Origin of the sequence: Xanthomonas sp. CPBF 426 (assembly GCF_903989465.1) — a bacterium.
Lineage (GTDB): Bacteria > Pseudomonadota > Gammaproteobacteria > Xanthomonadales > Xanthomonadaceae > Xanthomonas > Xanthomonas euroxanthea.
The window spans coordinates 3231692-3254381 of record NZ_LR861805.1 but is presented as its reverse complement, the minus strand read 5'-3'; the positions used below and the strand labels follow the sequence as shown (position 1 = coordinate 3254381).

Genomic DNA, 22690 nt, shown 5'->3' with positions numbered 1-22690 from the left:
ATCCACCCCAAAGGAGCGCGCAGTGAGCCAGGCCCCGATTCGCAAGGTCGTCATTGCCGGTGGCGGCACCGCCGGCTGGATCGCCGCCTGCGCGCTGTCGCATCAGTTCCGCGACCTGCTGGAGATCACCCTGGTCGAGTCCGAGCAGATCGGCACCGTGGGCGTGGGCGAATCCACGGTGCCGCCGATCCGCAGCTTCCATCGCTTCCTGCAGATCGACGAGCAGGAATTCCTGCGCGCGGTGGCCGGCACCTTCAAGCTGTCGATCTCCTTCGAGCATTGGCGCCGCCAGGGCGAGCGCTACATCCATCCGTTCGGCATCACCGGGCAGAGCACGCTGGTGTGCGCCTTCCATCATCTATGGCTGGAAAGCCAGCGCCGCGGCATGCCGGGCAGCTTTGGCGATTACTGCCTGGAAACCGTGGCCTCGCGCGTGGACCGGTTCGCACTGCTGCGCGAGCCCGCGGTCAATTACGCCTATCACCTGGATGCCGCGCTGTATGCCAGGTTCCTGCGCACGCGCAGCGAGGCCTGCGGTGTCAGGCGCATGGAGGGCAGGATCCAGCAGGTGACGCTGCAACCGGACAGTGGCGATGTGGCCAGCCTGGTGCTGGAAGACGGGCAGGTGCTCGAGGGCGACCTGTTCATCGATTGCAGCGGCTTTCGCGGCCTGCTGATCGAACAGGCGCTGCACACCGGCTACGAAGACTGGAGCCACTGGTTGCCCTGCGATCGCGCCGTGGCGGTGCAGACCCAGGCGCTTGGCCCGCCGGTGCCGTACACCCGCGCCATCGCGCACGAGGCCGGATGGCGTTGGCAGATTCCATTGCAGCATCGTGTGGGAAACGGCCTGGTGTTTTCCAGCAAGCACCTGTCCGACGACGAAGCGCATGCCAGGCTGCTGCGCGATGTGGCCGCGCCTGCACTGAAGGATCCCTGGCTGGTGCCGTTCCGCACCGGACGCCGGCGCAAGGCCTGGAACCGGAACGTGGTGTCGCTGGGCCTGGCCAGCGGCTTCATCGAACCGCTGGAATCCACCAGCATCCATCTCACCATCGCCGCGGTGGTGCGGCTGATCACCCTGTTCCCGGCAGACGGCATCGCGCCCTCGCAGGTGGAGCTGTTCAACGACATCAGCCGCGCCGAGATGGAGCACGTGCGCGACTTCATCATCCTGCACTACCACGCCACCCAGCGCGACGAGCCGCTGTGGCGCCAGTGCCGCGCGATGGAGCTTCCCGCATCGCTCGCGCTGCGCCTGCGCGCCTGGCGCGAACGCGCACATGCCTGGCAAGCGGCCGATGAACTGTTCCGCGTGGACTCCTGGACCCACGTCTTGATGGGGCAGGGCATCGTGCCCGCGCAGCATCACCCGCTGGCGCGCGCGATGTCCGATCACGATCTGCGTCGCCTGCTCGACGGCATTGCCCAGCCGATCCGGCACGCGGTGGACCAGATGCCCCCGCAGCAGGCATTCATCGACGCGTATTGCAAGGCCGGGGAACGCGTGTGGGGCTTGCGCAGCCCGGGCGTGGCGTAGGCAGGCGACCAACCGCGATGCAGTGCCGCTTGGTGGTTCATATGCTGCCCGCACGACGTTTTCGATCTCGCATCGCTGATCACGCCGCGAGGGAGTGCCGTCAGCCGCAGGTGGGCCACGCTGGCAACAGCGCGCGGCCAGTCCATCACCACGGTGCCCAGCTGCTCGCCTACAACTGCATCAAATCCCTGCCGACCACAATCGGCCCGGCATAGTGCTTGCGCGCGCCCGCGCTCCACATGGCATCGGTGATCGTCGGGTCGCCGCCGGGCACGAAGTGATTGAGCACGAGCATCTTCGCATTGGCTGCCGCTGCGATCCTGCCGACGTCCTCGCTGGTGGAGTGGCTCTTGAGCAGATGGTCGAGCAAGGTCGGCGCGTTGTCGTTGGTCTTGAGCATCCTTTCCAGTGCGGGCAGGTACATCACCTCATGCACCAGGATGTCGGTGTCCTTCGCGAAGTCGGCCAGTGCGGGCAGGTAGCGCGTATCGCCGGAAAACACCACCGTGCGCTCGCGCGTGGCGAAGCGGTAGGCGAATGCGGGCTTGAGGGTGTAATGATCCACCAGCGTGGCGGTGACGGTGGCCTGGTCGTTCTGCAGCACCATGCCGGGCTGGTCGAACTCGTGTACCTGAATCAGCTGCCTGAACGGCGGGCGGCCTTCTTCGCGGATGCGCGCATCGATGTCGATGGCATTCATGTCGACAAACGCATCCACCATGCTGGCGATGCCGGGCGGCCCATACAGCCGCACCGGCGTCTGCAGCCCGCTCGCCCATGCCAGCCACACCACGTTGAGCAGATCGGCGTTGTGGTCGGAGTGGTGGTGGGTGAGAAAGATGTCGCGCAGCGCGGGCAAGCGGATGCCGGCTCTGGCCAGCTGCTGTGCAACGCCGTTGCCGCAGTCGATCAGATAGGGCTGCCCGTCGATGACCAGCGCATTGGCGGCTGCGGCGCGCAGCGGTGAGGGCGTGGGGCCGCCCTTGGTGCCGAGCAGGACCAGCACGCTGCCGTTGGCCGGGAAGGGCGCTGGCGATGCCGGGTCCGCTGCCGCAATGGCGTCCCTCGGCTCGCGCCGGAGTGCGGCACCCAGCGGGCTCGCCACGCCCAGCGTGCCCGCGGCCAGCGCGAGGCGCAGCAGCTGGCGGCGGGAAGTGCGTGGAGAAGATGCGGACATGACGGCTCCTGTCGAAGCATGGGGAGGATGTGCCAGGCGGCGCGCGGCGCTGCGTCAGACGATCGCGAGGTGGCCGGGCCTGCGACTGCGTCACGCAAATCCCGGCACGGATATCTGCGCGCCCGAAGACCGGAGCGCGGCAGCCGCGCCGTACGCTGCGGGCGGGGGAGCTGCGCTGGATCGGTCGCGCCGATCCATCCGCCGCGCTCGAACGGTGAGCTTGCCGCAATGGCCGTCAGAGCTTGTGCGCGATGAACTCGTTCAACGCAGGCGAACGATAGAACGCCATGCATTGCGCAAAGATCCTGTTGAACGGCCCGCGGCGCGCTTCGTCCTTCATCGGCACCTCGGCGCGATGGAAGTCCGCCGTCTGCTCGGCCACGAAGCGATGCAGCCGCTCGGTGGCGCCGACCTTGGCATTGTCGAGCGCATAGGTCGTCAGCAGATACGAGCGGTCGCGTAGCTGGTCGGAAGTGTACTTGCCGCTGCGTTCGTAGTTGTTGTCCAGGCACAGCTGAAGCGCGTATGCCTTGACGTCGTCGCGATTGGCTGGTGCGCCGGCTGCGTTGGCGGTGACCTGTAGCGACAAGGCCAGCAGTGCAGCTGCGGCAACGAGGTGAGGAGTGCGTTGAACGGGCATGCCGATCCAGGTGAAGGAGGATCTGCCAAGTCTGCATCATCCGCACGCTGCAGATGAAGTGCTGCAGGCGGCCCGACGCGCGTGTTCGATAATGTTCCCAGGGCGACGCAGCACCATCGAAGCACAAAGAACGGGGCAACTGGATCGATCCAGCAGGCAGGCCAAACAATCGACCGCATTCGGCGCAGGCCAGGCGTTGTCGCACGTGGCAGGCGAGACCCCGCCTGCCACGTGCATCACCCGCTTACTGGCCGAAGTAGGTGGAAATGCTGGAATACACGTCCGAGAAGCGCGAGTAGTAATCCGGATCGGTCTGCGCGGTGCAGTACGAGTAGCCGCCGTACAGGCCGCCGCGCAGCTGGTACGCGCCACCGCTGGCGACGGTGAACAGGCCCGAGCCGGACGAGCCGCCCTCGGTGACGCCATCGTTCCACACCACCCGATACAGCGGGCTCTTGCCGTCGATGCTGGTGCTCAAGCCATTGACGGTGCCCAGCGAGTACTTCTTGACGTCGCCGGAGGGGTGGTGGATGCCGACGATCGCCGTGCCGGTTGCGCCGATCGCGGCGCTGTTCCATGCCGCGTAGAACGCGCCGCTTGGCGGTGCGGTCTTCAGCTCCAGCAACGCGGTGTCACGCGTGGTGTTGGCGTGGCGCAGGAACGCACCGCCGGTCAAGGTGGTGGCCTGCGCGCTGGCGGTGTTGCCGTTGCAGCTGGCCGCATCGTAGAACCAGTACGTCTGCAGTGTGTTGGCGACGGTCTGCGTGCTGATGCAATGTGCCGCGGTCCAGAACAGGTTGCGCTTGGGCGAGTTGGTGTTGTTGAGCAGCGTGCCGGTGCACAGGAACGAGCCCTGGCTGGTGGTGAACACCATGCGCGCCACCGCCTTTGCGGCATTGGTGAAACCGGCGGTGGGATTGGCGCGGCAGACGACATCGTTCTGGCAGGAATCGCTCTCGCCGATGGCAATGGTCATCATGTCGCGTGGGCTGGCGGTGGGGCTGATGTCCAGATGCGACAGCTGCGGGATGCTCAGGCTGAAGTTCTCCGGATACTGGCCGGCCGGCAGCGACAGTTCCACCAGCAGGTTCTCGCCGCTGACGGTGGGCGACCAGCCGATCGCATCGCCGCTGGCGGCGAAGCTGGCACCGGATTGTTCGAACACCCGGCCGTCGTCGCCGGCAAAGCGCAGCGTCACCTTGGACGGATCACCCGGGGTGGCGCCGGCGCCACGCAGGATCAGCGATGCACGCAGTGAGGCCGCCTGCGCGGAGCCGACCTTCAGGGTCGCCACGCGCGAGCCATCCTTGGCCATCTGCCAGTCAAGCGTGGCCAGGTTGACCAGGGGCTTGGCGACCGTGCGCGAAAAACCGATCTGCAAGGGCTGCCCATGTTTGACCTGTGCGATGCGGCGCTCACGCACGCGACTGATCTCGGTACCGGTGGGCGCAGTGAGTTGCACCACACGCGTGGGCAGGATGCCGCCACGCAGACTTGCCGACTGCAATGTCGCCGCACCAAGTTTGGCCGCTTGCGGCGCGGTGTTCACCGGCGCTGCGTCCATTTCGGTCGGCGGCGCTGCCAGTGCGGAGCCGGAAACGGCGGAAAACAGCGCCAGGTACAACGCATTCTTGCGATTCATGGGTAGTCCTTCTCGTCAGGGAACGGCAGGCTGCGGCGGGGGCCACGTCCTGCGGGCGCCATCGTTGGCGCCGAACGAGACTAGCGAATGTTTAAAGCTGAATATGTGCTGAAAATCTCGTTCAGAGATTGGCAGTCCACAAAAAGATAATTGCGTTCTGCGTGCAGCTCCACGCGGGCACGCGCAGCCATCTTGCCTTGCACACGCGCGAGGCGCTGCAGCGCAAGCGCGCCTTAATCGTTTGCACCACGTACACCGCCATACAGGCAGCAACGCGATCGTGCACTGCATCTGCAGCGACGCCTGGATCGAGCCGTCAGGCGATACAGGCAGGCCGCATGCGGGAGGGCCTGCGGCCCTCTCCGCGCAGGCCTGAAGGTGGCGTGCGCTACCCGGATGTCGGCACGGGTAGTGCCTGTAGGCGAAGGCGCTGCAGGTTATTCCAGCGCGTCGCTGGCGCGGAAGTCGGTCGAGCGGCCGCTGGCCTTCAAGAACGCCAGGACCGCAAGGCCGATCACCATCCAGGCGGTACCGCCAAGTTGCGCATGCCGGTCGGCATTGATCAGCACGTAGGCCAGGATGAGGATGCCGATCAACGGCGTCGCAACATGCAACAGCAGGCTGCGGCCCCGTCCGCGAAAATGCCACAGCACCGCCACGTGCAACAGGATGAAGGCGGTCAGTGCGCCGACGTTGCACAGCGAGGACAGCAGCGCGATCTGTCCGACGAAGACTTCGCCCAGCACCATGCTCAAGCCTGCCACCAGCAGGATGGCGCGCTGCGGTACGCCGGTGCGTGGATGGATGTAGCGCAGGAAGGCGGGCAGCTGGCGGTCGCGTGCCATGGCGAACAGCAGCCGCGAGGTGGCGGCCTGCGCCACCAGTGAATTGGCGATCGCCGCACTGATTGCCACCGTGAGCGCAATGACGACCTGCAACCACGGCCCGGCGATCAGGCGCCCGATCTCGAAGAAGGCATCGTTGGAGGCCTGCGCGCTGGGATAGCGTTGCAGGGTGGGTTGCAGCAGCGCGGCCAGCCAGGTCTGCAGCACGAACAGGCCGGCCACCAGCAACAGCGCCAGCAGGGTTGCCCGGCCGACCACGCGGTTGCCGCCACGGGCCTCTTCCGACAGCGTGGAGATCGCATCGAAGCCCAGGAACGACACCACCGCCACCGACAAGGCGCTGAAGATCAGCTGCGGCGAAAAGGCCTGCGGGTTGTAGAAGGGGCGCAGGCTCCACTGCGCACCATTGACGCCATGCTGGATCGCCAGGCTGGCCAGCACCACGAACACCACCAGTACCACCAGCTGCGCGTAGAGGAAGACGCGATTGGCACGCGCGGTGGTTTCGATGCCGCGCAGGTTGACCAGCGTGTTGAGCACCACGAAGAAGGCGATCCACGCCGGCTGCGGCACCGCCGGCAGCACGTTGTGCATGGCGTTGGCGCCGACCACGTAGAGCAGCGTGGGCACCAGCAGATAATCCAGCAGGATCGCCCAGCCGGCGAGAAAGCCCATGCCGCTGCTCAGGCCGCGGCCCACATATGCATACACCGAGCCGGCCACCGGAAACGCCTGCGACATCTGCTGGTAGCTCAATGCGGTGAACAGCATCGCCACGAAGCCGACCAGGTAGGTCAGCGGCACCATCCCGGCGCTGATGTCGAACACGCCGCCGAAAATGGAAAACGGCGCGGTCGGTACCATGGACACCAGACCGTAGATCAGCAGGTCCTTGAGCGTGAGCTGCCGCTTGAGTTCCTGGGTGTAGCCAAAGCGTTCCAGCGCAGCCGCGTCGTCGCGGCGGGGTGTGTCGGTCATGCACGTGTCCGCTGAAAGGAGTGCCGGGTCGCGACGCAGACGCGGTAGAGCGTCTGAACGGCGATGCTGCAGTGCAACTGCCGGCCTGGCATTGTGACCATAATGTGGCCGCCAAGCCCATCCATTGGTAAAAATGCTAGGTTTTCAATGCTGGATGCGCTCCAGCGGCATACGTCGACACCGAAGGACCCACCATGTTCGACACTCTGGCCAGCCTGGGCCGCGATCTGCAGGCGCTGCACACGCTCAATGCCTGCCTGGATCGGGTGTTTGCCGATGTCTGCGGACTGGGCTTCCAGTCGTTGGTCTACGACTACGCACCGGTCCCGCTGAGTCTGGAAGGTGCCTTGATCACGCCGTCGGTCTTCATGCAGCGCAACGCGCCAGGCGATATGCAGCACGTCTGGTGCGAGCACGGGTATTACCAACATGACCCGGTTCAGCAGCGTGCCACGCGGCGTACCACGCCATTCGTGTGGTCCTATCGCAACGATGGCGACATGGAGGGCGTGGAATACGTCGGCAGCCAGCATCGGCAGGTCACGCGCTATCTGTGCGATAGCGGCATGGGAACCGGTGTCACCGTGCCGTTGCATCTGCCTGGCGGCGCGTTTGCGACATTCAGTGCCGCAGTGGACGCCGTCGCGGCCGAGGCGCCACGGCTGGCCGAAGCGCAGCTGTCGCCCTTCCTGCTGCTGGCGCATGCCTTTCAGGCACGTGCGCAGGAGTTGCTCGATCCGCAGGAACGCCGCTGCCACCACATTGCATTGACCCGCCGCGAGCGCGAATGCCTGCAGTACTCGGCCAGGGGGCTGACAGCCAAGAGCATCGCCGCTGCGCTCAACCGTTCCACCGCCACGGTGAACCTGCATCTGAACTCGGCAGCACGCAAGCTGGGTGCGCGCAATCGCGTCGAGGCCGTGGTGCGTGGCATGCATTACCGGTTGCTGGAGCCGTAGGCGCGTCTGGTTCGGCGGCTGCGCCGACGCCTCAGCGATAGGCGACAGACGATAGCGAGTTCGCGCTGGCCAAGACCTGCGAGTGGCGCGTGCCATCGCGGTGCTGGTCGATGGCATCCGGGCCACCAACGGCATGCGCAGCTGGATCGCATCGCCTTGGTCGGGCGTCTGTCCCCGCAAGCAGCGCGAACCTGGGAGTTTTGCCAGTTAACGCGCGGCGGTTCGCCCGCTAGGCTCGGCGCTCATTCTTGCCGTCAGCAGGCGTAGGTCATGCAGTCCACCGAGGGTTACGTCCAATTCCATGGGTACCGCACCTGGTACCGCATCACCGGCGACCTGCGCAGCGACGCCTGCCCGCTGATCGTGCTGCACGGCGGCCCCGGCTGCACCCATGACTACGTGGACAGCTTCAAGGACCTGGCCGCCAACGGCCGCGCGGTGATCCATTACGACCAGCTCGGCAACGGCAAGTCCACCCATCTGCCCGATGCCGACCCCGGCTTCTGGACGGTGGGGCTGTTTCTGGACGAGTTGCAGGCCTTGATCACGCAGTTGGGGCTGTCGCAGTACGCGTTGCTGGGGCAGTCCTGGGGAGGGATGCTGGCCGCCGAGCATGCGGTGCGCCGGCCGGCCGGCCTGCGTGCGTTGGTGATTGCCAACTCGCCGGCGTCGATGGGCCTGTGGCGCGCTGCCGCGCTACGGCTGCGCGCGCGCCTGCCCGAGGACATCCAGGCGGTGCTGGATGCGCACGAAGCGGCCGGCACCCTGGACGCCCCGGCCTATCGCGCTGCAAGTCAGGTGTTCTACGCCCAGCACGTCTGCCGCGTGCTGCCGTGGCCTGCCGACGTGGCGCGCACCTTCGCCGCCATCGATGCCGACCCGACCGTGTACCACGCCATGAATGGTCCGACCGAATTCCACGTGGTCGGCAGCCTGCGCAACTGGAGCATCATCGAGCGCCTGCATCGCATCAGCGTGCCTACGCTGGTGCTGTCGGGCAAGTACGACGAAGCCACGCCGGAAACGGTGGAGCCGTACGCGCGTCTGATCCCGGACGCGCGGTGGCATGTGTTCGCCAATTCCAGCCATATGCCGCATGTGGAAGAGCGCCCGGCGTGCATGCGCCTGGTCGGCAACTTCCTCGACGACCACACGCCATGGCCCGGTGCGGAACTGGCGCATGCGTCCACGCTGGCCAGCCGCGCGGTGTGAGCCGGTGGGGCGGGGCGCGTGAGTCCACGCGATCCCGAGCGTGCCCGGCCTGCCGGGCGCTGCTGCGGTGCGTCTCGATGCAGCCTGCGCTGCGGCCTGCGCATCGCAAGCGTCGGTGTGGCAACGTTTTAAGAGTCGCCGTCTTGGGACACGCAGATGCGCCGCAACGGCGTGTCGCTACCTCCACGCATCCACTGCTGGTCACCACGCTGCGGTCGGACATTCCCTCACGCACCACGTGGTCGCGCTGAAGTGGCCTGACCTTGCCGATAGACTTGTCATGGCGCCAGCGCTCGCCCACTGTCGCGAGTGATCCAAAGCGCAATCACGCCTCGTCTTCAGCACAGCGCATGTAATGCCGCGCAAACCGCGCGCCGGTGCGATGGCACTGCTGCTACGCACCACTACCTCTGACGACTCACAGCACGCGGTCGTGTGCAGCTACCACCGCGTCGCGTCCGGTAAATGCATGTGGATTCTTGGAAAGCGCATTTGCCACTAGCAACTGCGGTCGAAAGCGCGCGTGAGCAAACCAGCATCAGTCTGCGTTTGCATGCATGGAAAACACATCTGCCTACATAAGAAAACAGCGCGCACGACACAGCGGTGTCCTGTCCCGGGTGTCTTCCGCTGTCTCTTTTGCATGTCCTGCCAGAAGAACACCGTGGTGCGTCAAAGTTTCAGTGATGGATAATTGTTTTATGTTTTAAATCGCGCGAAGAATGCGGCCCCCACGCACCGCTTTGCTGTTGTCGTCGCTACGGCGCAGGCAGCACGCATCGCTTTTCCACTTCTTTGGGAGAGGCTGCATGATGATCAAGACATTCCATGGCGCACTGGCGCTTGCACTGTCCGCTTGCGCTGCGGGCGCCATTGCCGGCCCGGTCGGGTACGGTGCCGCCACCACCGGCGGCGGCAACAAGACACCGGTCAACGTGGCCACCTTCGAGGCGATGCAGGCGGCCATCGACAGTTACTCCGGCAGCGGCGGGTTGGTGCTCAACTACACCGGCAAGTTCGACTTCAGCACCATCAAGGACGTCTGCGCCCAGTGGAAGTTGCCGGCCAAGACGGTGCAGATCAAGAACAAGAGCAACATCACCGTCAAGGGTGCCAACGGCTCGTCGGCCAACTTCGGGCTATGGGTGGTGGGCAATTCCAGCAACGTCATCATCCAGAACATGACCATCGGCCTGCTGCAGGGCGGCGAGGATGCCGACTCGATTTCACTGGAAGGCAATTCCAGCGGCTCGCCGTCCAACATCTGGGTGGACCACAACACCGTGTTCGCCTCGTTGACCAAGTGCTCGGGTGCCGGCGATGCGTCTTTCGACGGCGGCATCGACATGAAGAAGGGTACCCATCACGTCACCGTGTCCTACAACCACGTCTACAACTATCAAAAGGTCGCGCTCAACGGATACAGCGACAGCGACACCAAGAACTCGGCCGCACGCACCACCTATCACCACAACCGCTTCGAGAACGTCGAATCGCGCGTGCCGCTGCAACGTCGCGGGCTGAGCCACATCTACAACAACTACTTCAACAACGTCACCACCTCGGGCATCAACGTGCGCATGGGCGGGGTGGCCAAGATCGAGTCCAACTACTTCGAGAACATCAAGAACCCGGTGACCTCGCGCGACAGCAGCGAGATCGGCTACTGGGACCTGATCAACAACTACGTCGGCAGCGGCATCACCTGGAGCACCCCGGACGGCAGCAAGCCTTACGCCAACGCCACCAACTGGATCACCACCAAGGTGTTCCCCGAACCGCTGGGCTACACCTACAGCATCACCCCGGCCGCACAGGTCAAGGCCAAGGTGATCGCCACCGCCGGCGCGGGCACCAACCTGGCCGAGTAAGCGGCAACGGCCTGCGCGCGCACCGATCCCCGGCATGTCCGGGGATTTTTGTCGGTGCGAGGCAGCAGGTTCGCGCATCGCCGGTTGCGGCCAGCCACGGTGGTCACTGGTGGTTGCGCACCGGGAGGCCGTGGTCCCCGTGCGGTGGATGCGGGCAAGAGCGCTTCCGGGCTGAGCGACTCCCGCTCCCGGGCCGGCGTCAAGAGGCGCGGCAGGCGCCGCGACGCGGTATCGTGTCGCGATCCCATCCATCCAAGCCCGTCCATGCCGCTTCCGACCGATCCCGTTGCTGAGCACGCTCCGTCCGCCACGCCCGCGTTGCGCCATGCGCTGAAACCGCGGCAGTTGATGATGATGGGCCTGGGCACGGCGATCGGCGCCGGGCTGTTTCTGGGCTCGGGCGTGGGGATCCATGCGGCGGGGCCGGCAGTGCTGGTGTCCTATCTGATCGCCGGAGCGCTGGTGATCATCGTGATGAACGCGCTGGGCGAAATGGCGGCCTCCAAGCCGGCCAGCGGGGCGTTCTCGGTGTACGCAGCCGATGCGATGGGCCCGACCGCCGGTGCGACAGTGGGCTGGTTGTGGTGGCTGCAGATCGTGGTGGTGATCGCCGCCGAAGCGGTCGGCGCGGCGGGCCTGCTCGCCTCGGTCTGGCCGGCGTTGTCGGTGCCGTTGCTGGCAGTGGTGTTCATGGCCACCTTCACCGCGATCAACCTGCTGGGCGTGCGCAATTTCGGCGAGTTCGAATTCTGGTTCGCCATCCTCAAGGTCGTGGCGATCGTGGTGTTCCTGCTGATCGGCGTGGCCCTGCTGGCCGGCTGGTTGCCCGGCGTGGTGTCGCCGGGGCTGTCCAACTTCACCCAGAACGGCGGGTTCGCGCCGAAGGGATTGGCCGGCATCGGCTCGGCGTTGCTGGTGGTGGTGTTCGCCTTCGGCGGCACCGAAATCGTGGCGGTGGCCGCTGCGGAAACCGCCGACCCGGGCCGCAGCCTGGCACGCACGATTCGCACCGTGGCCTGGCGCATCCTGGTGTTCTATATCGGCTCGATCAGCGTGATCGTGGCGGTGGTGCCGTGGACCAGCGCAGCGCTCAGCTCGCCGTTCGCTGCGGTGCTGGAGGTGGCGCGCATTCCCGGCGCGGCCACCGCCATCACCCTGGTCGCCGTGGTGGCCTTGCTGTCGGCGCTCAACGCCAACTTGTATGGCGCCTCGCGGATGATCTTCTCGCTGGCGCAGCGCGGCGAAGCGCCGCGGGTGCTTGGCAGGACCAGCGGCGAGCAGGTGCCGCTGGTGGCGGTGATCGCCAGCGTGCTGTTCGGGTTTGCCGCCGCCGCGCTGGAACTGCTGTACCCCAACAAGGTGTTGCCGATGCTGCTCAACATCGTCGGTGCCACCTGCCTGCTGGTGTGGACGATCTCGCTGCTGTCGCAGCTGATCCTGCGCGCACGCGCCGACCGCGCCGGCGTCGTGTTGCCGTTCCGCATGCGGGGTTACCCGTTTCTGACCCTGCTGGCCCTGGCGATCCTGGCGGTGATCTTCGTGCTGCTGGCGTCGTCGGTGGACACCCGCGCGCAGTTCCTGTCGATGGTCGGTCTGACTGTCTTCATCGCCGTGGTCAGCGAGCTTGCCCGGCGGACGCGCGGCGCCGCCTAGCATGCCGCAGCGCCTTGAACGCGTACCATCTGGCAGCAGGACAGGCGCGACGGTTTGACGCAGATGCGACCCCGTGTCGCATCGGGAACCCGCTCGAGCGTCCCTATCATGATGCGGTAGCGTAGGAGGTCGCGATCGGCCACCGCAGCGAGTCTCGGCGATCGATCTGCACCCGGTGCGCTGCGGTTTCCCCATTTTCCTGGAGGACTCTCCATGGATGCCTTGCTGTTATCGCGGATCCAGTTCGGATTCGTCATCGCATTCCACGTGCTGTTTCCCGCATTCACCATCGGGCTGTCCAGCCTGCTGGCATTTCTCGAATGGCGCTGGCTGCGCACCCGGCTGCCGGTGTGGCGCGAGCTGTATTTCTTCTGGCAGAAGATCTTCGCCGTGTCCTTCGGCATGGGCGTGGTCAGCGGCATCGTGATGGCCTTCCAGTTCGGCGCCAACTGGCCGGAGCTGAGCCGGATCGCCGGCAGCGTGATCGGCCCGTTGTTGAGCTACGAAGTACTGACCGCGTTCTTCCTCGAGGCCAGTTTCCTGGGCGTGATGATGTTCGGCTGGGGGCGCATCTCCGAGCGCCTGCATTTCCTGGCGACCTGCATGGTGGCGCTGGGCACGCTGTTTTCCACGTTCTGGATCCTGTCGTCCAACAGCTGGCTGCAGACCCCGGCCGGCTATGAGGTGGTCGACGGCATCGTGCATCCGGTGGCGTGGCTGAAGATCATCTTCAACCCCTCGTTCCCGTACCGGCTTGCGCACATGGCGCTGGGCTCGTTCATCACCACCTGCTTCGTGGTCGGCGCGGTGGGGGCGTGGTATCTGCATCGCGGCGTGCATCGCGAGGCGGGGCTGCGCATGCTCAAGCTGGCAGTGGCCTTCGCGGCGATCACCGTGCCGCTGCAGATCTTCGTCGGCGACATGCATGGCCTGAACACGCTCGAGCACCAGCCGATGAAGATCGCGGCGATGGAAGCGCACTGGCATGACGAGGGCCAGGACAAGGGCTTCCCGCTGGTACTGTTCGCCTTGCCCAACGCGCAGGCCGAGCGCAACGATTACGAGGTGGCGATCCCGCGCCTGGGCAGCCTGATCCTGACCCACAGTCTGGAAGGCAGCATCAAGCCGTTGACCTCGGTGCCGGCCGCCGATCGCCCGCCGGTGATGCCGGTGTTCTTCGCCTTCCGCATCATGGTCGGGCTGGGCTCGTTGATGCTGCTGGTGGCCTGGGTCTCGGCGTTCGCCTGGTGGCGCGGCAAGTTATTGCAGTGGCGCTGGCTGCTGGCGGCCTGGCGCTGGATGCTGCCCAGTGGCTTCATCGCGCTGGTCTCGGGCTGGTTCGTCACCGAGATGGGGCGGCAGCCGTATGTGGTGTACGGGCTGTTGCGCACTGCCGATGCGGTGGGCCCGCAGTCGACGCTGATGACCGCGATCTCGCTGGCGGTGTACGTGCTCGGCTATGCCTTCGTGTTCGGCTGGGGCATCTGGTACCTGGTCAAGATCGGCAAGATCGGCCCGACCCCGCATGACGCGCCGCAGCTGGACCACGGCGAGCACACGCCGGCACGGCCGCTGTCGGCGGCCGATGAACCGATCGACGGAGCCGCATGATGGACATGAGCAGCGTATTGCCGGTGGCGTGGTTTGCGGTGATCGGCTTCGGGGTGCTGATGTACGTGGTGCTGGATGGCTTCGTGCTCGGCATCGGCATCCTGGCGCCGTTCCGCAAGGACGAGGCGCAGCTGGACCTGATGATGAACACCGCCGCGCCGATCTGGGACGGCAACGAGACCTGGCTGGTGCTGGGCGGGGCAGGGCTGCTGGCAGCGTTTCCCAAGGCGTATGCGGTGATCCTGTCGGCGCTGTACCTGCCGGTGTTGCTGATGGTGATGGCGCTGGTGTTCCGCGGCGTGGCATTCGAGTTCCGCTTCAAGGCGCATCGCTCGCGGCGGCTGTGGAGCAATGCCTTCGCTGCCGGCTCGATCCTGGCGACATTTGCGCAGGGCGTGATCCTGGGCGCGCTGGTGCAGGGCCTGCCGATCGAAAACGACCGCTATGTCGGCGGCATCTGGGGCTGGTTCAGTCCCTTCGCGATGCTGACCGGCGCCGCACTGGTGTTCGGCTACGCCTTGCTCGGCAGCACCTGGCTGATCCTCAAGACCGAAGGCCACGTGCAACAGCTCGCGCGCCAGCTGAGCCGGCCATTGACGATCAGCGTGTTGATCTTCATCGGCCTGGTCAGCGCGTGGCTGCCATCGCTGCAGTCGCATGTGATGGACCGCTGGTTCAGCGATGCCCATTACCTGTGGCTGATGCCGGTGCCGGTGCTGGTCGCCCTGGTGGGGTTCGCGCTCTGGCGTTCCACCGACGCGGGGCGGCCGGATATGCCGCCGTTCCTGTTGGCGATGGGCCTGTTCGTGCTCGGCTTTCTCGGCCTGGTGCTGGGCATGTGGCCGTATCTGGTGCCGCCGGTCTACACGATCTGGCAGGCCGCCGCGCCGCCGTCTTCGCAGTTGTTCGCGTTGATCGGCCTGGTGGTGCTGCTGCCGCTGATCCTGGGGTATACGGTGTGGTCGTACCGCGTGTTCCGCGGCAAGATCACTGCGGATACCGGGTACCACCATTGAGCGGGTGCAGACCGCATCGACGCGATGCGCCGCCCGCTCAACGCAGGCGCTGCCTGAACATCCATTCCCACATCGCCGGGTCTGCGTAGGTCGCGTCCCAGGCATTGTGGTTGCCGTCCGGATATTCGCTGTAGCGGACGTTGGCGCCGATGCCCTTGGCGGCGCGGTACAGCGCACGGTCGTCATGCGGTGGCACCGAGTCGTCCTTGGCGCCATGGAACATCCAGATCGGCACGTGCCTGAGCTGGGTGACCGCAGCGGTGTACGGGTCGGCTTCCTTGGCCACCAGGCTGACGTACAGCGTACGACGCTCGTCGCGCGGCGCCTTGAGTGCGCCGCAGATCGGCACGATCGCGGCAAACCGCTGCGGCTGCATCAGCCCGATTTCCCAGGCGCCATAGCCGCCCATCGAGATGCCAGTGAGATAGGTGCGCTGCGGGTCGGCACCGAATTCGGCACTGGCCGCATCCAGCGCGGCGATCGCCATGCGTGCATTGATGCCCAGCCACTCCTCGTCGTCGGGCACCTGCGGCAGCACCACCAGGGCAGGGAACTCGGCGGTGTGTGCGCTCAGGTAGGGACCAACGCCGACCTCGGCCTGATCGCGTCCGTTGTCGCCGCGTTCGCCCGAGCCATGCAGGAACAGCACGATCGGGCGCGGTTGCGGCGCCGTGGAGGCCGGTACGAACACCTGATAGCGGTAGAGCCGTCCTTCCAGCTCCAGCGTGCGGGTGACGAAATGGCCGCGGCGTCCGTCGTGGTGGCGCTCAGCCATGCTGGAACAGCCGGCCAGGACCAGCGCCACAATCGCAAGAACAAGACAACGACGGATCACGCAGACCTCCTGACAAATGACAGACCAGCAGTATCGCCGCATGCAGGTGTGCTGGCATGTCGCGCTGCGGCGATTTTTGCCGACTCTTCATCCGATCCTTGCCGCTGTATGCCCGGCACGACGTTCTGCGCAAGCACCGGATACGGCAGCTACGGCAGCAGGATCAGCGTCGCCAGGCCGAGGAAGCTCAGGAAGCCCATCACGTCGGTCAGCGTGGTCAGGATCACGCCACCGGCCAATGCCGGGTCGAAGCCCAGCCGCTTCAGCGTCACCGGGACCAGTACCCCGCCGAAGGCGGCGGTGAGCATGTTCAAGGTCAGCGCGGTGCCGATCACCAGCGACAGCATCGGCTGGCGGAACCACGCCAGCACGATCAGCCCCAGCCCGATCCCCAGCACCATGCCGTTGATCAGCGCGACGGTGAGTTCCTTCTTCAGCAAGGTCATCACGTTGGAGGAGCCGATCTGGCCCAGCGCCAGGCCGCGGACCATCAGCGCCAGCACCTGGGTGCCGGCGTTGCCGCCCATGCCGGCAACGATCGGCATCAGCGCCGCCAGGGCCACCAGTTTGGCGATGGTGCCTTCGAATTCGCTGACGACGCTGGAGGCCAGGAACGCCGTGCACAGGTTGATGCCCAGCCAGATCAGGCGGCGGCGGAATGCGCGCCGCGCCGGGCTGAACATGTCCTCGTCCTCGTCCAGGCCGGCCGCGCTCATGGCCTGGTGCTCGGCCTGTTCGCGGATGATGTCGACCACGTCGTCGATGGTGATGCGGCCGAGCAGGATGTTGTTGTCGTCCACCACCGGTGCGGAGATCCAGTCATGGTCGGAGAAGCGCCGTGCGACCTCGTCGGAGCCATCGCCCACGTCGATCGCCGGTTGTTCGTCGTCGATCAGGCGATTGACCGGCGTGCTGTCCTCGTGCGTGACCAGCGCGGCCAGCGACACCCGGCCCAGATACTGATGGCGTCGGCTCACCACGTACAGGTGATCGGTGTGATCAGGCAGCTCGCCGCGCAGGCGCAGATAGCGCAGCACCACATCGACATTGACGTCGGCGCGCACCGTCACCACGTCCGGATTCATCAGGCGGCCGGCGGTGTCCTCCGGATACGACAGCACCTGCTCGAGCCGCTCGCGGTTCTCGCGGTCCATCGACTTGAGCACTTCGTCGATGACGGTGTCGGGCAGGTCTTCGACCAGGTTGGCCAGATCGTCGATGTCGAGGTCTTCGACCGCGGCGACGATCTCGTCGGTGTCCATATCGGCCAGCAGGCTTTCGCGCACTTCATCGCCGACATGCAACAGCACTTCGCCGTCGTCCTCCGGGTCGACCAGGCCCCACACCACTTCGCGCTTGCCGGGCGGCAGCGACTCCAGCAGGTTGCCGATCTCCGCCGGCGCCAGTGTATTGACCAGCCGGCGTACCGGGCCCAGGCGTCCGCTATCCAGCGCATCGGACAGCAATCGCAGCTGTCGCGCGGTCTTGTCGTGGCGGACGGCTTCGGCCATGCGCGGCTCCCTGCAAGAGTGGACACGTCCCGATGGAAGACGCGGTGCTGAGTCAGCACGGCATTATCGCTTGCGCATGGTGACGAAACATACAGTGCGAAGGGCAACGCGCAGGAACATCCCCTGCGCGATGACGCAATCGCTCAGCGCATCAGGCCCTGCGCGACGTTGGCCAGCCACTTTTCGATCCCCTTGCGGTCGCGCGCGCGCAGCAGTTTTTCGCCATGCACGCGCAACTCGCCCAGGTGGATGTCCCGCACCGCACGGCGTACCTCCAGCAGCGTGGCCGGATGCAGGCTGAACTCGGTGAGCCCCAGGGCCAGCAACATCGGGACGAAGCGCGGGTCGCCGGCGATCTCGCCGCACACCGCCACCGGCTTGCCGAACGCGCGCCCGGTGGCGATCACCTGCGCGATCAGGCGCAGCACCGCCGGATGCAGCGGCGAGTACAACTCGCCCAATGCCTCGTTGTTGCGGTCCACCGCCAGCAGGTACTGCACCAGATCGTTGGTGCCGATCGACAGGAAATCGATATCGTCGATAAAGCAGTCCAGCGCCAGCGCCGCAGCCGGCACTTCGATCATTGCGCCGAGCGGAATGTGCTCGGCGATCTCGTGGCCTTGCTCGCGCAATTGCGCGGCCAGCTTCTTGATCTGCCGGCGCAGCAGCTGGACTTCCTCGCGGCCGCTGACCATCGGCACCAGGATGCGCACCGGCCCGTAGCCGGAGGCGCGCAGGATCGCGCGCAACTGCGCTTGCGCCACCGCAGGCCGGGCCAGCGACAACCGCACCCCGCGCAGACCCAGCGCCGGGTTGTCTTCGTCGCTCAAGGTCAGGCCGGTGCGGTCGGCCTTGTCGGCGCCCAGGTCCAGGGTGCGGATGGTGACCGGTCGCCCGCTCATGCCCAGCACGGTGTCGCGGTAGGTGTGGAACTGTTCCTCTTCGTCCGGCAGCTCGTTGCGCTGCAGGAACAGGAATTCGGTGCGATACAGGCCAAGGCCGCTGGCGCCGAGTGCGTGCGCCTTCGCCACGTCCTCCAGCGATTCGGCATTGGCCAGCAGCGTGATATCGACGTTGTCGCGCGTGCGCGTGGGCTTGGAGCGCAGCCGGCCCAGTTCGCGCTGTTCCTTGGCCAGCGCGCGCAGGCGCTCGCTGTAGTCGCGCAGGTGCTCGGGCTTGGGATCGACGATCACCTGGCCGGAACCGGCATCGACGATCAATACATCGCCATCGTCGATCCGCTGCACCGCATCGCTTACCCCCACCACCAGCGGCAGGTGCAGGCTGCGCGCCAGGATCGCGCTATGCGACAACGCGCTGCCGGCGGTGGTGACGATGCCGACCACCCCTTGCGCCTGCAACTGCGCCAGCTCCGAGGGTGCGACGTTGTCGCAGACCAGGATCTCGCCGGCCACGCCCTTGAGGTCGGGCGCGCGCTTGTGCAGGAACGCGTGGATGCGGCCGATGACGTGATCCAGGTCGTCCATGCGGCTCTTGAGGTAGGCGTCCTCCATGCCGTCGAACACCGCTGCCAGCCGGTCGCGCTGCACGCGCAAGGCGTAGTCGGCGCTGTAGCGGTGGGTGCGGATCAACTCGTCCAGGCCCTGCAGCAGCTCCGGGTCGTCGAGCAGCAGCGCATGCAGTTCGAGGAATTCGCCGACTTCGCGCGCAAGCGCGCCATGCAGGCGGTCGCGCAGCTGCTGCATCTCGGTGCGTGCCGCCTCGATCGCCAGATGCAGGCGCTGCAGCTGCGTTTCCACCTGGCTGGCGGGCACGCGTTGTTCGGCCACTTCCAGCGTGTGGCTCTGGCGTACGCGCGCGCGTCCGAGTGCGTTGCCGCGCGAGGCGGCGTGTCCACGCAGACGCAGGCTCATGTGCGCCCCTGGCGCGGCCGCGCCCTGTCGGTCAGCCCCGCACCGACCCCGCGCATGCTCAGCTGTCCTCGTCGAAACGACGCTCGAACAGGTCCACCAGCGCCTGCAGGGCCTGCGCTTCGTCTTCGCCATCCAGCCGCACCACCACGCTGGTGCCTTGGCCTGCGGCCAGCAGCATCACGCCCATGATGCTCTTGGCGTTCACCTCGCGGCCCTTGGCCGCCAGCGTGGCGTTGCTGCGGTAGGACGACAGCGTCTGCACCAGCTTGGCGGTTGCCCGCGCATGCAGTCCGAGTCGATTGGAAACTATGAGTTCGCGTTCAAGCATCGTCGATGATCGCTCCGTTGCGGGTGCCTGCCGCCGCGGTGGCGGGCAGCTCCTGCAATCCTTGTTCGGGGTAGTTCATCACCCGCAGCAGCATCGGCAGGCTGAGCGCGGACACCCGGCGAACCGGCGTGCCGAGCTTTGCCAACCGGCTGGCGAGATTGCTGGGGCTGGCGCCGTACAGGTCGGTCATGACCAGCACGCCGTCGCCGCTGTCGACCCGTCGCATCGCCGACGAGGCCTGGGGCAGCAAGGCGTCCAGGTCTGCATCGAGCGGCACGTCGAACGCTTCGGTCTTCAGCGGCAACTGCCGCAACAGCCCCGTCGCCACGTTCAACAACGCCGCGCCGATGCCGGGATGAGTAATGAGGAGAATGCCACAGGCCATGCCGAAACGTTAACAGGTCGGCATGACCGCGCGATAGCGTCTGCCGGCACCGATGTGTTGCGAAATGAATAGCCGTTTAGGACCGCCGCACCGTGACGCGCACGAAGCCTGCAACACATGCGTTGCCGCCGGCACGGCAATGATCCGTGACGTCGCCAGTCTCCCGATGCGTCCCGCATCACAAGCGAGCGCTGCAGTCAGTAGGCGGGAAGGCAACGCATGATCAAAACGCGCTGATGAAATGCACCGATGACACGCGTTCTTGCAGACCGCATGACACCGCTCTGACGATTCCCCAATCCCCAATCCCCAATCCCCAATCCCCAATCCCGACCCTTCAATCCTGCTCGCGATGAAACGTCGCCACTTCCGGCCAGCCCTGCTCGCGCGCATGCCGCGCCATGCGCTCGGCCAGATACACCGAGCGATGCTTGCCGCCGGTGCAGCCGAAGGCGATGGTGACGTAGCTGCGGGTGTCGTTGCGCAGCCGCGGCAGCCAGGTATCGAGCAGGTCCACGATCTGCGCGCTGTAGCGCACCACGTCCGGTTCCTTGTCCAGATAGTCGCGCACGCCGGCATCGCGGCCGGTCAGCGGGCGCAGCTCCGGGTCCCAATGCGGGTTGGGCAAGACGCGCGCATCGAACACGAAGTCGGCCTCGGCCGGCACGCCACGCTTGTAGGCGAACGATTCGAACAGCAGCGACAGCCGGTCGCTGGTGCCGAGCGCGAACTCGGTGACCACCCGGCGACGCAGCTGGTGCACGTTGAGCGCGCTGGTGTCGATGATGGCATCGGCCTGCGCGCGCAGCGGTTCGGTCAGCTGCCGCTCGCGGGTGATCGCTTCCGGCAAGGCCAGGCCGAGATGGCTGAGCGGATGGCGGCGGCGGGTATCGGCGTAGCGCTTGATCAGCGCCTCGTCGCTGGCCTCGAAAAACAGCAGCCGTGCCTCGATGCCGTATTCCTGCGCGGCCTGGCGCCATTGCGCCAGCTGGGTCAGGTCGCTGCGGCTGCGCACATCGATGCCCACCGCCAGGCGCTGGTCGCCGAGCGGGTTGCCACGCAGGCGGCTCTTGACGAAGTCCGGCAGCAGTTCGACCGGCAGATTGTCCGAGCAGTAGTAGTCCAGGTCCTCGAAGGTCTTCAACGCGACCGATTTGCCCGAGCCGGACAGCCCGCTCACGATCATCAACGTGGAGGGCGCGGTACTCATGGCGTGCGTCGCTCCAGCAGGTTGCTGTGGCGGGCGATGAACATCGCCGCCGGGTCGATGCCCTTGGTGCGCAGGATATGCAGCCGCGTGGCCGCCTCGGTCAGCACCGCCAGGTTGCGGCCGGGCATCACCGGCAGGGTGATCAGCGGCACGTCCAGGTCCAGCACATGCCGGCTGCCGGAATCGCCGGTCAGGCGTTCGTAGCCGGACGGGGTGGGCTCGGTCATCGGGCGGGTCAGGTGCACGATCAGGCGCAGGTACTTGTTCTTCTTCACCGCGGTGTCGCCGAACATGTCGCGCACGTTCAACACGCCCAGGCCACGCACTTCCAGCAGGTCCTGCAGCAGTTCCGGGCAGGTGCCGTCGAGCACGTCGGGCGCGATCTGGGTGAACTCCGGTGCGTCGTCGGCCACCAGGCGGTGACCGCGGCTGAGCAGTTCCAGCGCCAGCTCGCTCTTGCCCGAGCCGGCCTCGCCGGTGATCAGCACGCCGATCGAATAGATCTCCATGAACACGCCGTGCAGCGTGACCCGCGGCGCCAGCGTGCGCGCCAGGTGGTAGGAGAGGTGATTGAGCAGTTCGTGGCCGCGCTTGGGCGAGATCCACAGCGGCGTGTTGGATTCGTCGGCGGCTGCGCGCAGGTCTTCCGGGCAGGACTGGTTCTTGCTGATCGCCAGCGCCAGCGGCTGTACCTGGATGATCTTCTCGATGGTCTCCCAGCGTTGCCGCGCATCCAGCGAATCCAGCCAGGCCAGCTCTTCGGTACCAAGGATCTGCACCTTGTTGGGATAGATCACGTTGAGGTAGCCGGCCAGCGACGGGCGGCGCGCATTGTTGCTGCCGGCCTCGATCTCGCGATGCTCGCCCTTCTGGCCGGCGACCCAGCGCAGCGCCAGCTTGTCGCGCTGCTGGTCGAACAGTTCGCGTGCGGTGATGCTGGTATTCATGCGGCGCTGGCCTGTGGTGGCGGTGCGTCGGTGAGCAGCGCCATCAAGGCGTCGGCGTTGGGGGCGGCACGCAACTGCTGACGAAACTCCGCATCGGAAAACCGTTCGGCCAGCTCCGACAGCAGCATCAGGTGCTGGTGGGTGTAGTGCGCAGGCACCGCCATCGCGAAGATCAGGTCCACCGGCTCATCGCTACCGAAGGCCACCGGCGTGTCCAGCCGCAGCAGTGCGCCCCGTGGCTCGGTGAGATTGGGGCAGCGCCCATGCGGAATGGCGATGCCGTGGCCGATGGCGGTGCTGCCCAGGGCCTCGCGCTCGCACAGGTTGGCGTAGAGCTCGTCGGCGCCGGCCTGGCGGCAGGACAGCAGGTCGGCGGCGGTATGCAGGACGGTGTCGCGATCGGCGGCCGGCGACACCACGGTGCGCACGGCCGCCATCAGATCGGTTAAAGGCATG

At 66.2% G+C, this 22690-nt stretch carries 19 protein-coding genes; 7 read left to right on the top strand and 12 right to left on the bottom strand.

Going from position 1 to position 22690, the window contains the following annotated elements; genetic code table 11:
* Positions 1–22: 22 nt before the first annotated feature.
* On the top strand, positions 23–1540 hold the full coding sequence (locus H7A87_RS13955; RefSeq protein ID WP_119127787.1) for a tryptophan halogenase family protein: 1518 nt from the start codon (positions 23–25) through the stop codon (positions 1538–1540).
* A gap of 169 nt (positions 1541–1709) precedes the next feature.
* Here the strand turns inward: H7A87_RS13955 and H7A87_RS13950 are convergent, their stop codons facing one another.
* The 4 genes from H7A87_RS13950 to H7A87_RS13935 all read right to left on the bottom strand — a co-directional run bounded on the left by H7A87_RS13950 (position 1710) and on the right by H7A87_RS13935 (position 6822).
* The gene (locus H7A87_RS13950; protein WP_119127788.1) at positions 1710–2717 is read right to left on the bottom strand and encodes an MBL fold metallo-hydrolase; all 1008 of its coding nucleotides are present in this window, start codon (positions 2715–2717) and stop codon (positions 1710–1712) included.
* Positions 2718–2952: 235 nt separating this feature from the next.
* Positions 2953–3357: a hypothetical protein gene (locus H7A87_RS13945; RefSeq protein WP_104583037.1), complete on the bottom strand. Its 405-nt coding sequence runs from the start codon at positions 3355–3357 to the stop codon at positions 2953–2955.
* A gap of 244 nt (positions 3358–3601) precedes the next feature.
* Positions 3602–4999 carry a trypsin-like peptidase domain-containing protein gene (locus H7A87_RS13940; protein ID WP_119127790.1) on the bottom strand — a complete coding sequence of 466 codons (1398 nt, stop codon included), beginning with the start codon at positions 4997–4999 and terminating at the stop codon, positions 3602–3604.
* 437 nt (positions 5000–5436) lie between these two features.
* Positions 5437–6822 (bottom strand): APC family permease, encoded by a 1386-nt coding sequence (locus H7A87_RS13935; protein WP_119127791.1) that lies wholly within the window; start codon positions 6820–6822, stop codon positions 5437–5439.
* Positions 6823–7016: 194 nt separating this feature from the next.
* Between H7A87_RS13935 and H7A87_RS13930 the strand changes: the two genes are divergently transcribed.
* The 6 genes from H7A87_RS13930 to cydB all read left to right on the top strand — a co-directional run bounded on the left by H7A87_RS13930 (position 7017) and on the right by cydB (position 15144).
* Positions 7017–7781 (top strand): LuxR family transcriptional regulator, encoded by a 765-nt coding sequence (locus tag H7A87_RS13930; RefSeq protein WP_104583040.1) that lies wholly within the window; start codon positions 7017–7019, stop codon positions 7779–7781.
* Positions 7782–8051: 270 nt separating this feature from the next.
* Positions 8052–8993: a proline iminopeptidase-family hydrolase gene (locus H7A87_RS13925; RefSeq protein ID WP_104583041.1), complete on the top strand. Its 942-nt coding sequence runs from the start codon at positions 8052–8054 to the stop codon at positions 8991–8993.
* A gap of 809 nt (positions 8994–9802) precedes the next feature.
* Positions 9803–10864 carry a polysaccharide lyase family 1 protein gene (locus H7A87_RS13920; RefSeq protein WP_104648161.1) on the top strand — a complete coding sequence of 354 codons (1062 nt, stop codon included), beginning with the start codon at positions 9803–9805 and terminating at the stop codon, positions 10862–10864.
* A 264-nt stretch (positions 10865–11128) separates the two neighbouring features.
* Positions 11129–12517 (top strand): amino acid permease, encoded by a 1389-nt coding sequence (locus H7A87_RS13915; RefSeq protein WP_115677660.1) that lies wholly within the window; start codon positions 11129–11131, stop codon positions 12515–12517.
* A gap of 213 nt (positions 12518–12730) precedes the next feature.
* Positions 12731–14128, top strand: a complete 1398-nt coding sequence (locus H7A87_RS13910) for a cytochrome ubiquinol oxidase subunit I (protein WP_104648159.1) — start codon at positions 12731–12733, stop codon at positions 14126–14128.
* Positions 14128–15144 (top strand): cytochrome d ubiquinol oxidase subunit II, encoded by a 1017-nt coding sequence (gene cydB, locus H7A87_RS13905; protein WP_119127792.1) that lies wholly within the window; start codon positions 14128–14130, stop codon positions 15142–15144. The genes H7A87_RS13910 and cydB overlap by 1 nt, the downstream gene beginning before the upstream one ends.
* Positions 15145–15181: 37 nt before the next feature.
* Here the strand turns inward: cydB and H7A87_RS13900 are convergent, their stop codons facing one another.
* The 8 genes from H7A87_RS13900 to H7A87_RS13865 form a co-directional block, all read right to left on the bottom strand.
* Entirely contained in the window at positions 15182–16021 is an 840-nt protein-coding gene (locus H7A87_RS13900) for a prolyl oligopeptidase family serine peptidase (RefSeq protein WP_180496708.1), read from the bottom strand.
* Positions 16022–16128: 107 nt separating this feature from the next.
* Complete coding sequence (gene mgtE / locus H7A87_RS13895; RefSeq protein WP_104583046.1) at positions 16129–17490, bottom strand: magnesium transporter; 1362 nt, start codon at positions 17488–17490, stop codon at positions 16129–16131.
* Between the two features lie 143 nt (positions 17491–17633).
* On the bottom strand, positions 17634–19364 hold the full coding sequence (gene ptsP, locus H7A87_RS13890) for a phosphoenolpyruvate--protein phosphotransferase (RefSeq protein WP_119127794.1): 1731 nt from the start codon (positions 19362–19364) through the stop codon (positions 17634–17636).
* Positions 19365–19422: 58 nt separating this feature from the next.
* Complete coding sequence (locus tag H7A87_RS13885) at positions 19423–19692, bottom strand: HPr family phosphocarrier protein (protein WP_016904613.1); 270 nt, start codon at positions 19690–19692, stop codon at positions 19423–19425.
* Positions 19685–20077 (bottom strand): PTS sugar transporter subunit IIA, encoded by a 393-nt coding sequence (locus H7A87_RS13880; RefSeq protein ID WP_016904612.1) that lies wholly within the window; start codon positions 20075–20077, stop codon positions 19685–19687. Before H7A87_RS13880 ends, H7A87_RS13885 begins: the two co-directional genes overlap by 8 nt.
* A 337-nt stretch (positions 20078–20414) precedes the next feature.
* Complete coding sequence (gene rapZ, locus H7A87_RS13875) at positions 20415–21287, bottom strand: RNase adapter RapZ (RefSeq protein ID WP_164739153.1); 873 nt, start codon at positions 21285–21287, stop codon at positions 20415–20417.
* Positions 21284–22234 carry an HPr(Ser) kinase/phosphatase gene (hprK, locus tag H7A87_RS13870; protein WP_016904610.1) on the bottom strand — a complete coding sequence of 317 codons (951 nt, stop codon included), beginning with the start codon at positions 22232–22234 and terminating at the stop codon, positions 21284–21286. The genes rapZ and hprK overlap by 4 nt, the downstream gene beginning before the upstream one ends.
* A complete protein-coding gene (locus tag H7A87_RS13865) occupies positions 22231–22689 on the bottom strand; it encodes a PTS sugar transporter subunit IIA (RefSeq protein WP_104648158.1) in 459 nt (152 codons plus the stop codon). The genes hprK and H7A87_RS13865 overlap by 4 nt, the downstream gene beginning before the upstream one ends.
* Position 22690 lies beyond the last annotated feature (1 nt).

Coding starts and splice junctions, on each gene's coding strand:
- H7A87_RS13950 (WP_119127788.1), bottom strand. CDS start 2,717: ATGTCCGCATCTTCTCCACGCACTTCCCGCCGCCAGCTGCTGCGCCTC.
- H7A87_RS13945 (WP_104583037.1), bottom strand. CDS start 3,357: ATGCCCGTTCAACGCACTCCTCACCTCGTTGCCGCAGCTGCACTGCTG.
- H7A87_RS13940 (WP_119127790.1), bottom strand. CDS start 4,999: ATGAATCGCAAGAATGCGTTGTACCTGGCGCTGTTTTCCGCCGTTTCC.
- H7A87_RS13935 (WP_119127791.1), bottom strand. CDS start 6,822: ATGACCGACACACCCCGCCGCGACGACGCGGCTGCGCTGGAACGCTTT.
- H7A87_RS13930 (WP_104583040.1), top strand. CDS start 7,017: ATGTTCGACACTCTGGCCAGCCTGGGCCGCGATCTGCAGGCGCTGCAC.
- H7A87_RS13925 (WP_104583041.1), top strand. CDS start 8,052: ATGCAGTCCACCGAGGGTTACGTCCAATTCCATGGGTACCGCACCTGG.
- H7A87_RS13920 (WP_104648161.1), top strand. CDS start 9,803: ATGATGATCAAGACATTCCATGGCGCACTGGCGCTTGCACTGTCCGCT.
- H7A87_RS13915 (WP_115677660.1), top strand. CDS start 11,129: ATGCCGCTTCCGACCGATCCCGTTGCTGAGCACGCTCCGTCCGCCACG.
- H7A87_RS13910 (WP_104648159.1), top strand. CDS start 12,731: ATGGATGCCTTGCTGTTATCGCGGATCCAGTTCGGATTCGTCATCGCA.
- cydB (WP_119127792.1), top strand. CDS start 14,128: ATGGACATGAGCAGCGTATTGCCGGTGGCGTGGTTTGCGGTGATCGGC.
- H7A87_RS13900 (WP_180496708.1), bottom strand. CDS start 16,021: ATGCGGCGATACTGCTGGTCTGTCATTTGTCAGGAGGTCTGCGTGATC.
- mgtE (WP_104583046.1), bottom strand. CDS start 17,490: ATGGCCGAAGCCGTCCGCCACGACAAGACCGCGCGACAGCTGCGATTG.
- ptsP (WP_119127794.1), bottom strand. CDS start 19,364: ATGAGCCTGCGTCTGCGTGGACACGCCGCCTCGCGCGGCAACGCACTC.
- H7A87_RS13885 (WP_016904613.1), bottom strand. CDS start 19,692: ATGCTTGAACGCGAACTCATAGTTTCCAATCGACTCGGACTGCATGCG.
- H7A87_RS13880 (WP_016904612.1), bottom strand. CDS start 20,077: ATGGCCTGTGGCATTCTCCTCATTACTCATCCCGGCATCGGCGCGGCG.
- rapZ (WP_164739153.1), bottom strand. CDS start 21,287: ATGAGTACCGCGCCCTCCACGTTGATGATCGTGAGCGGGCTGTCCGGC.
- hprK (WP_016904610.1), bottom strand. CDS start 22,234: ATGAATACCAGCATCACCGCACGCGAACTGTTCGACCAGCAGCGCGAC.
- H7A87_RS13865 (WP_104648158.1), bottom strand. CDS start 22,689: ATGCCTTTAACCGATCTGATGGCGGCCGTGCGCACCGTGGTGTCGCCG.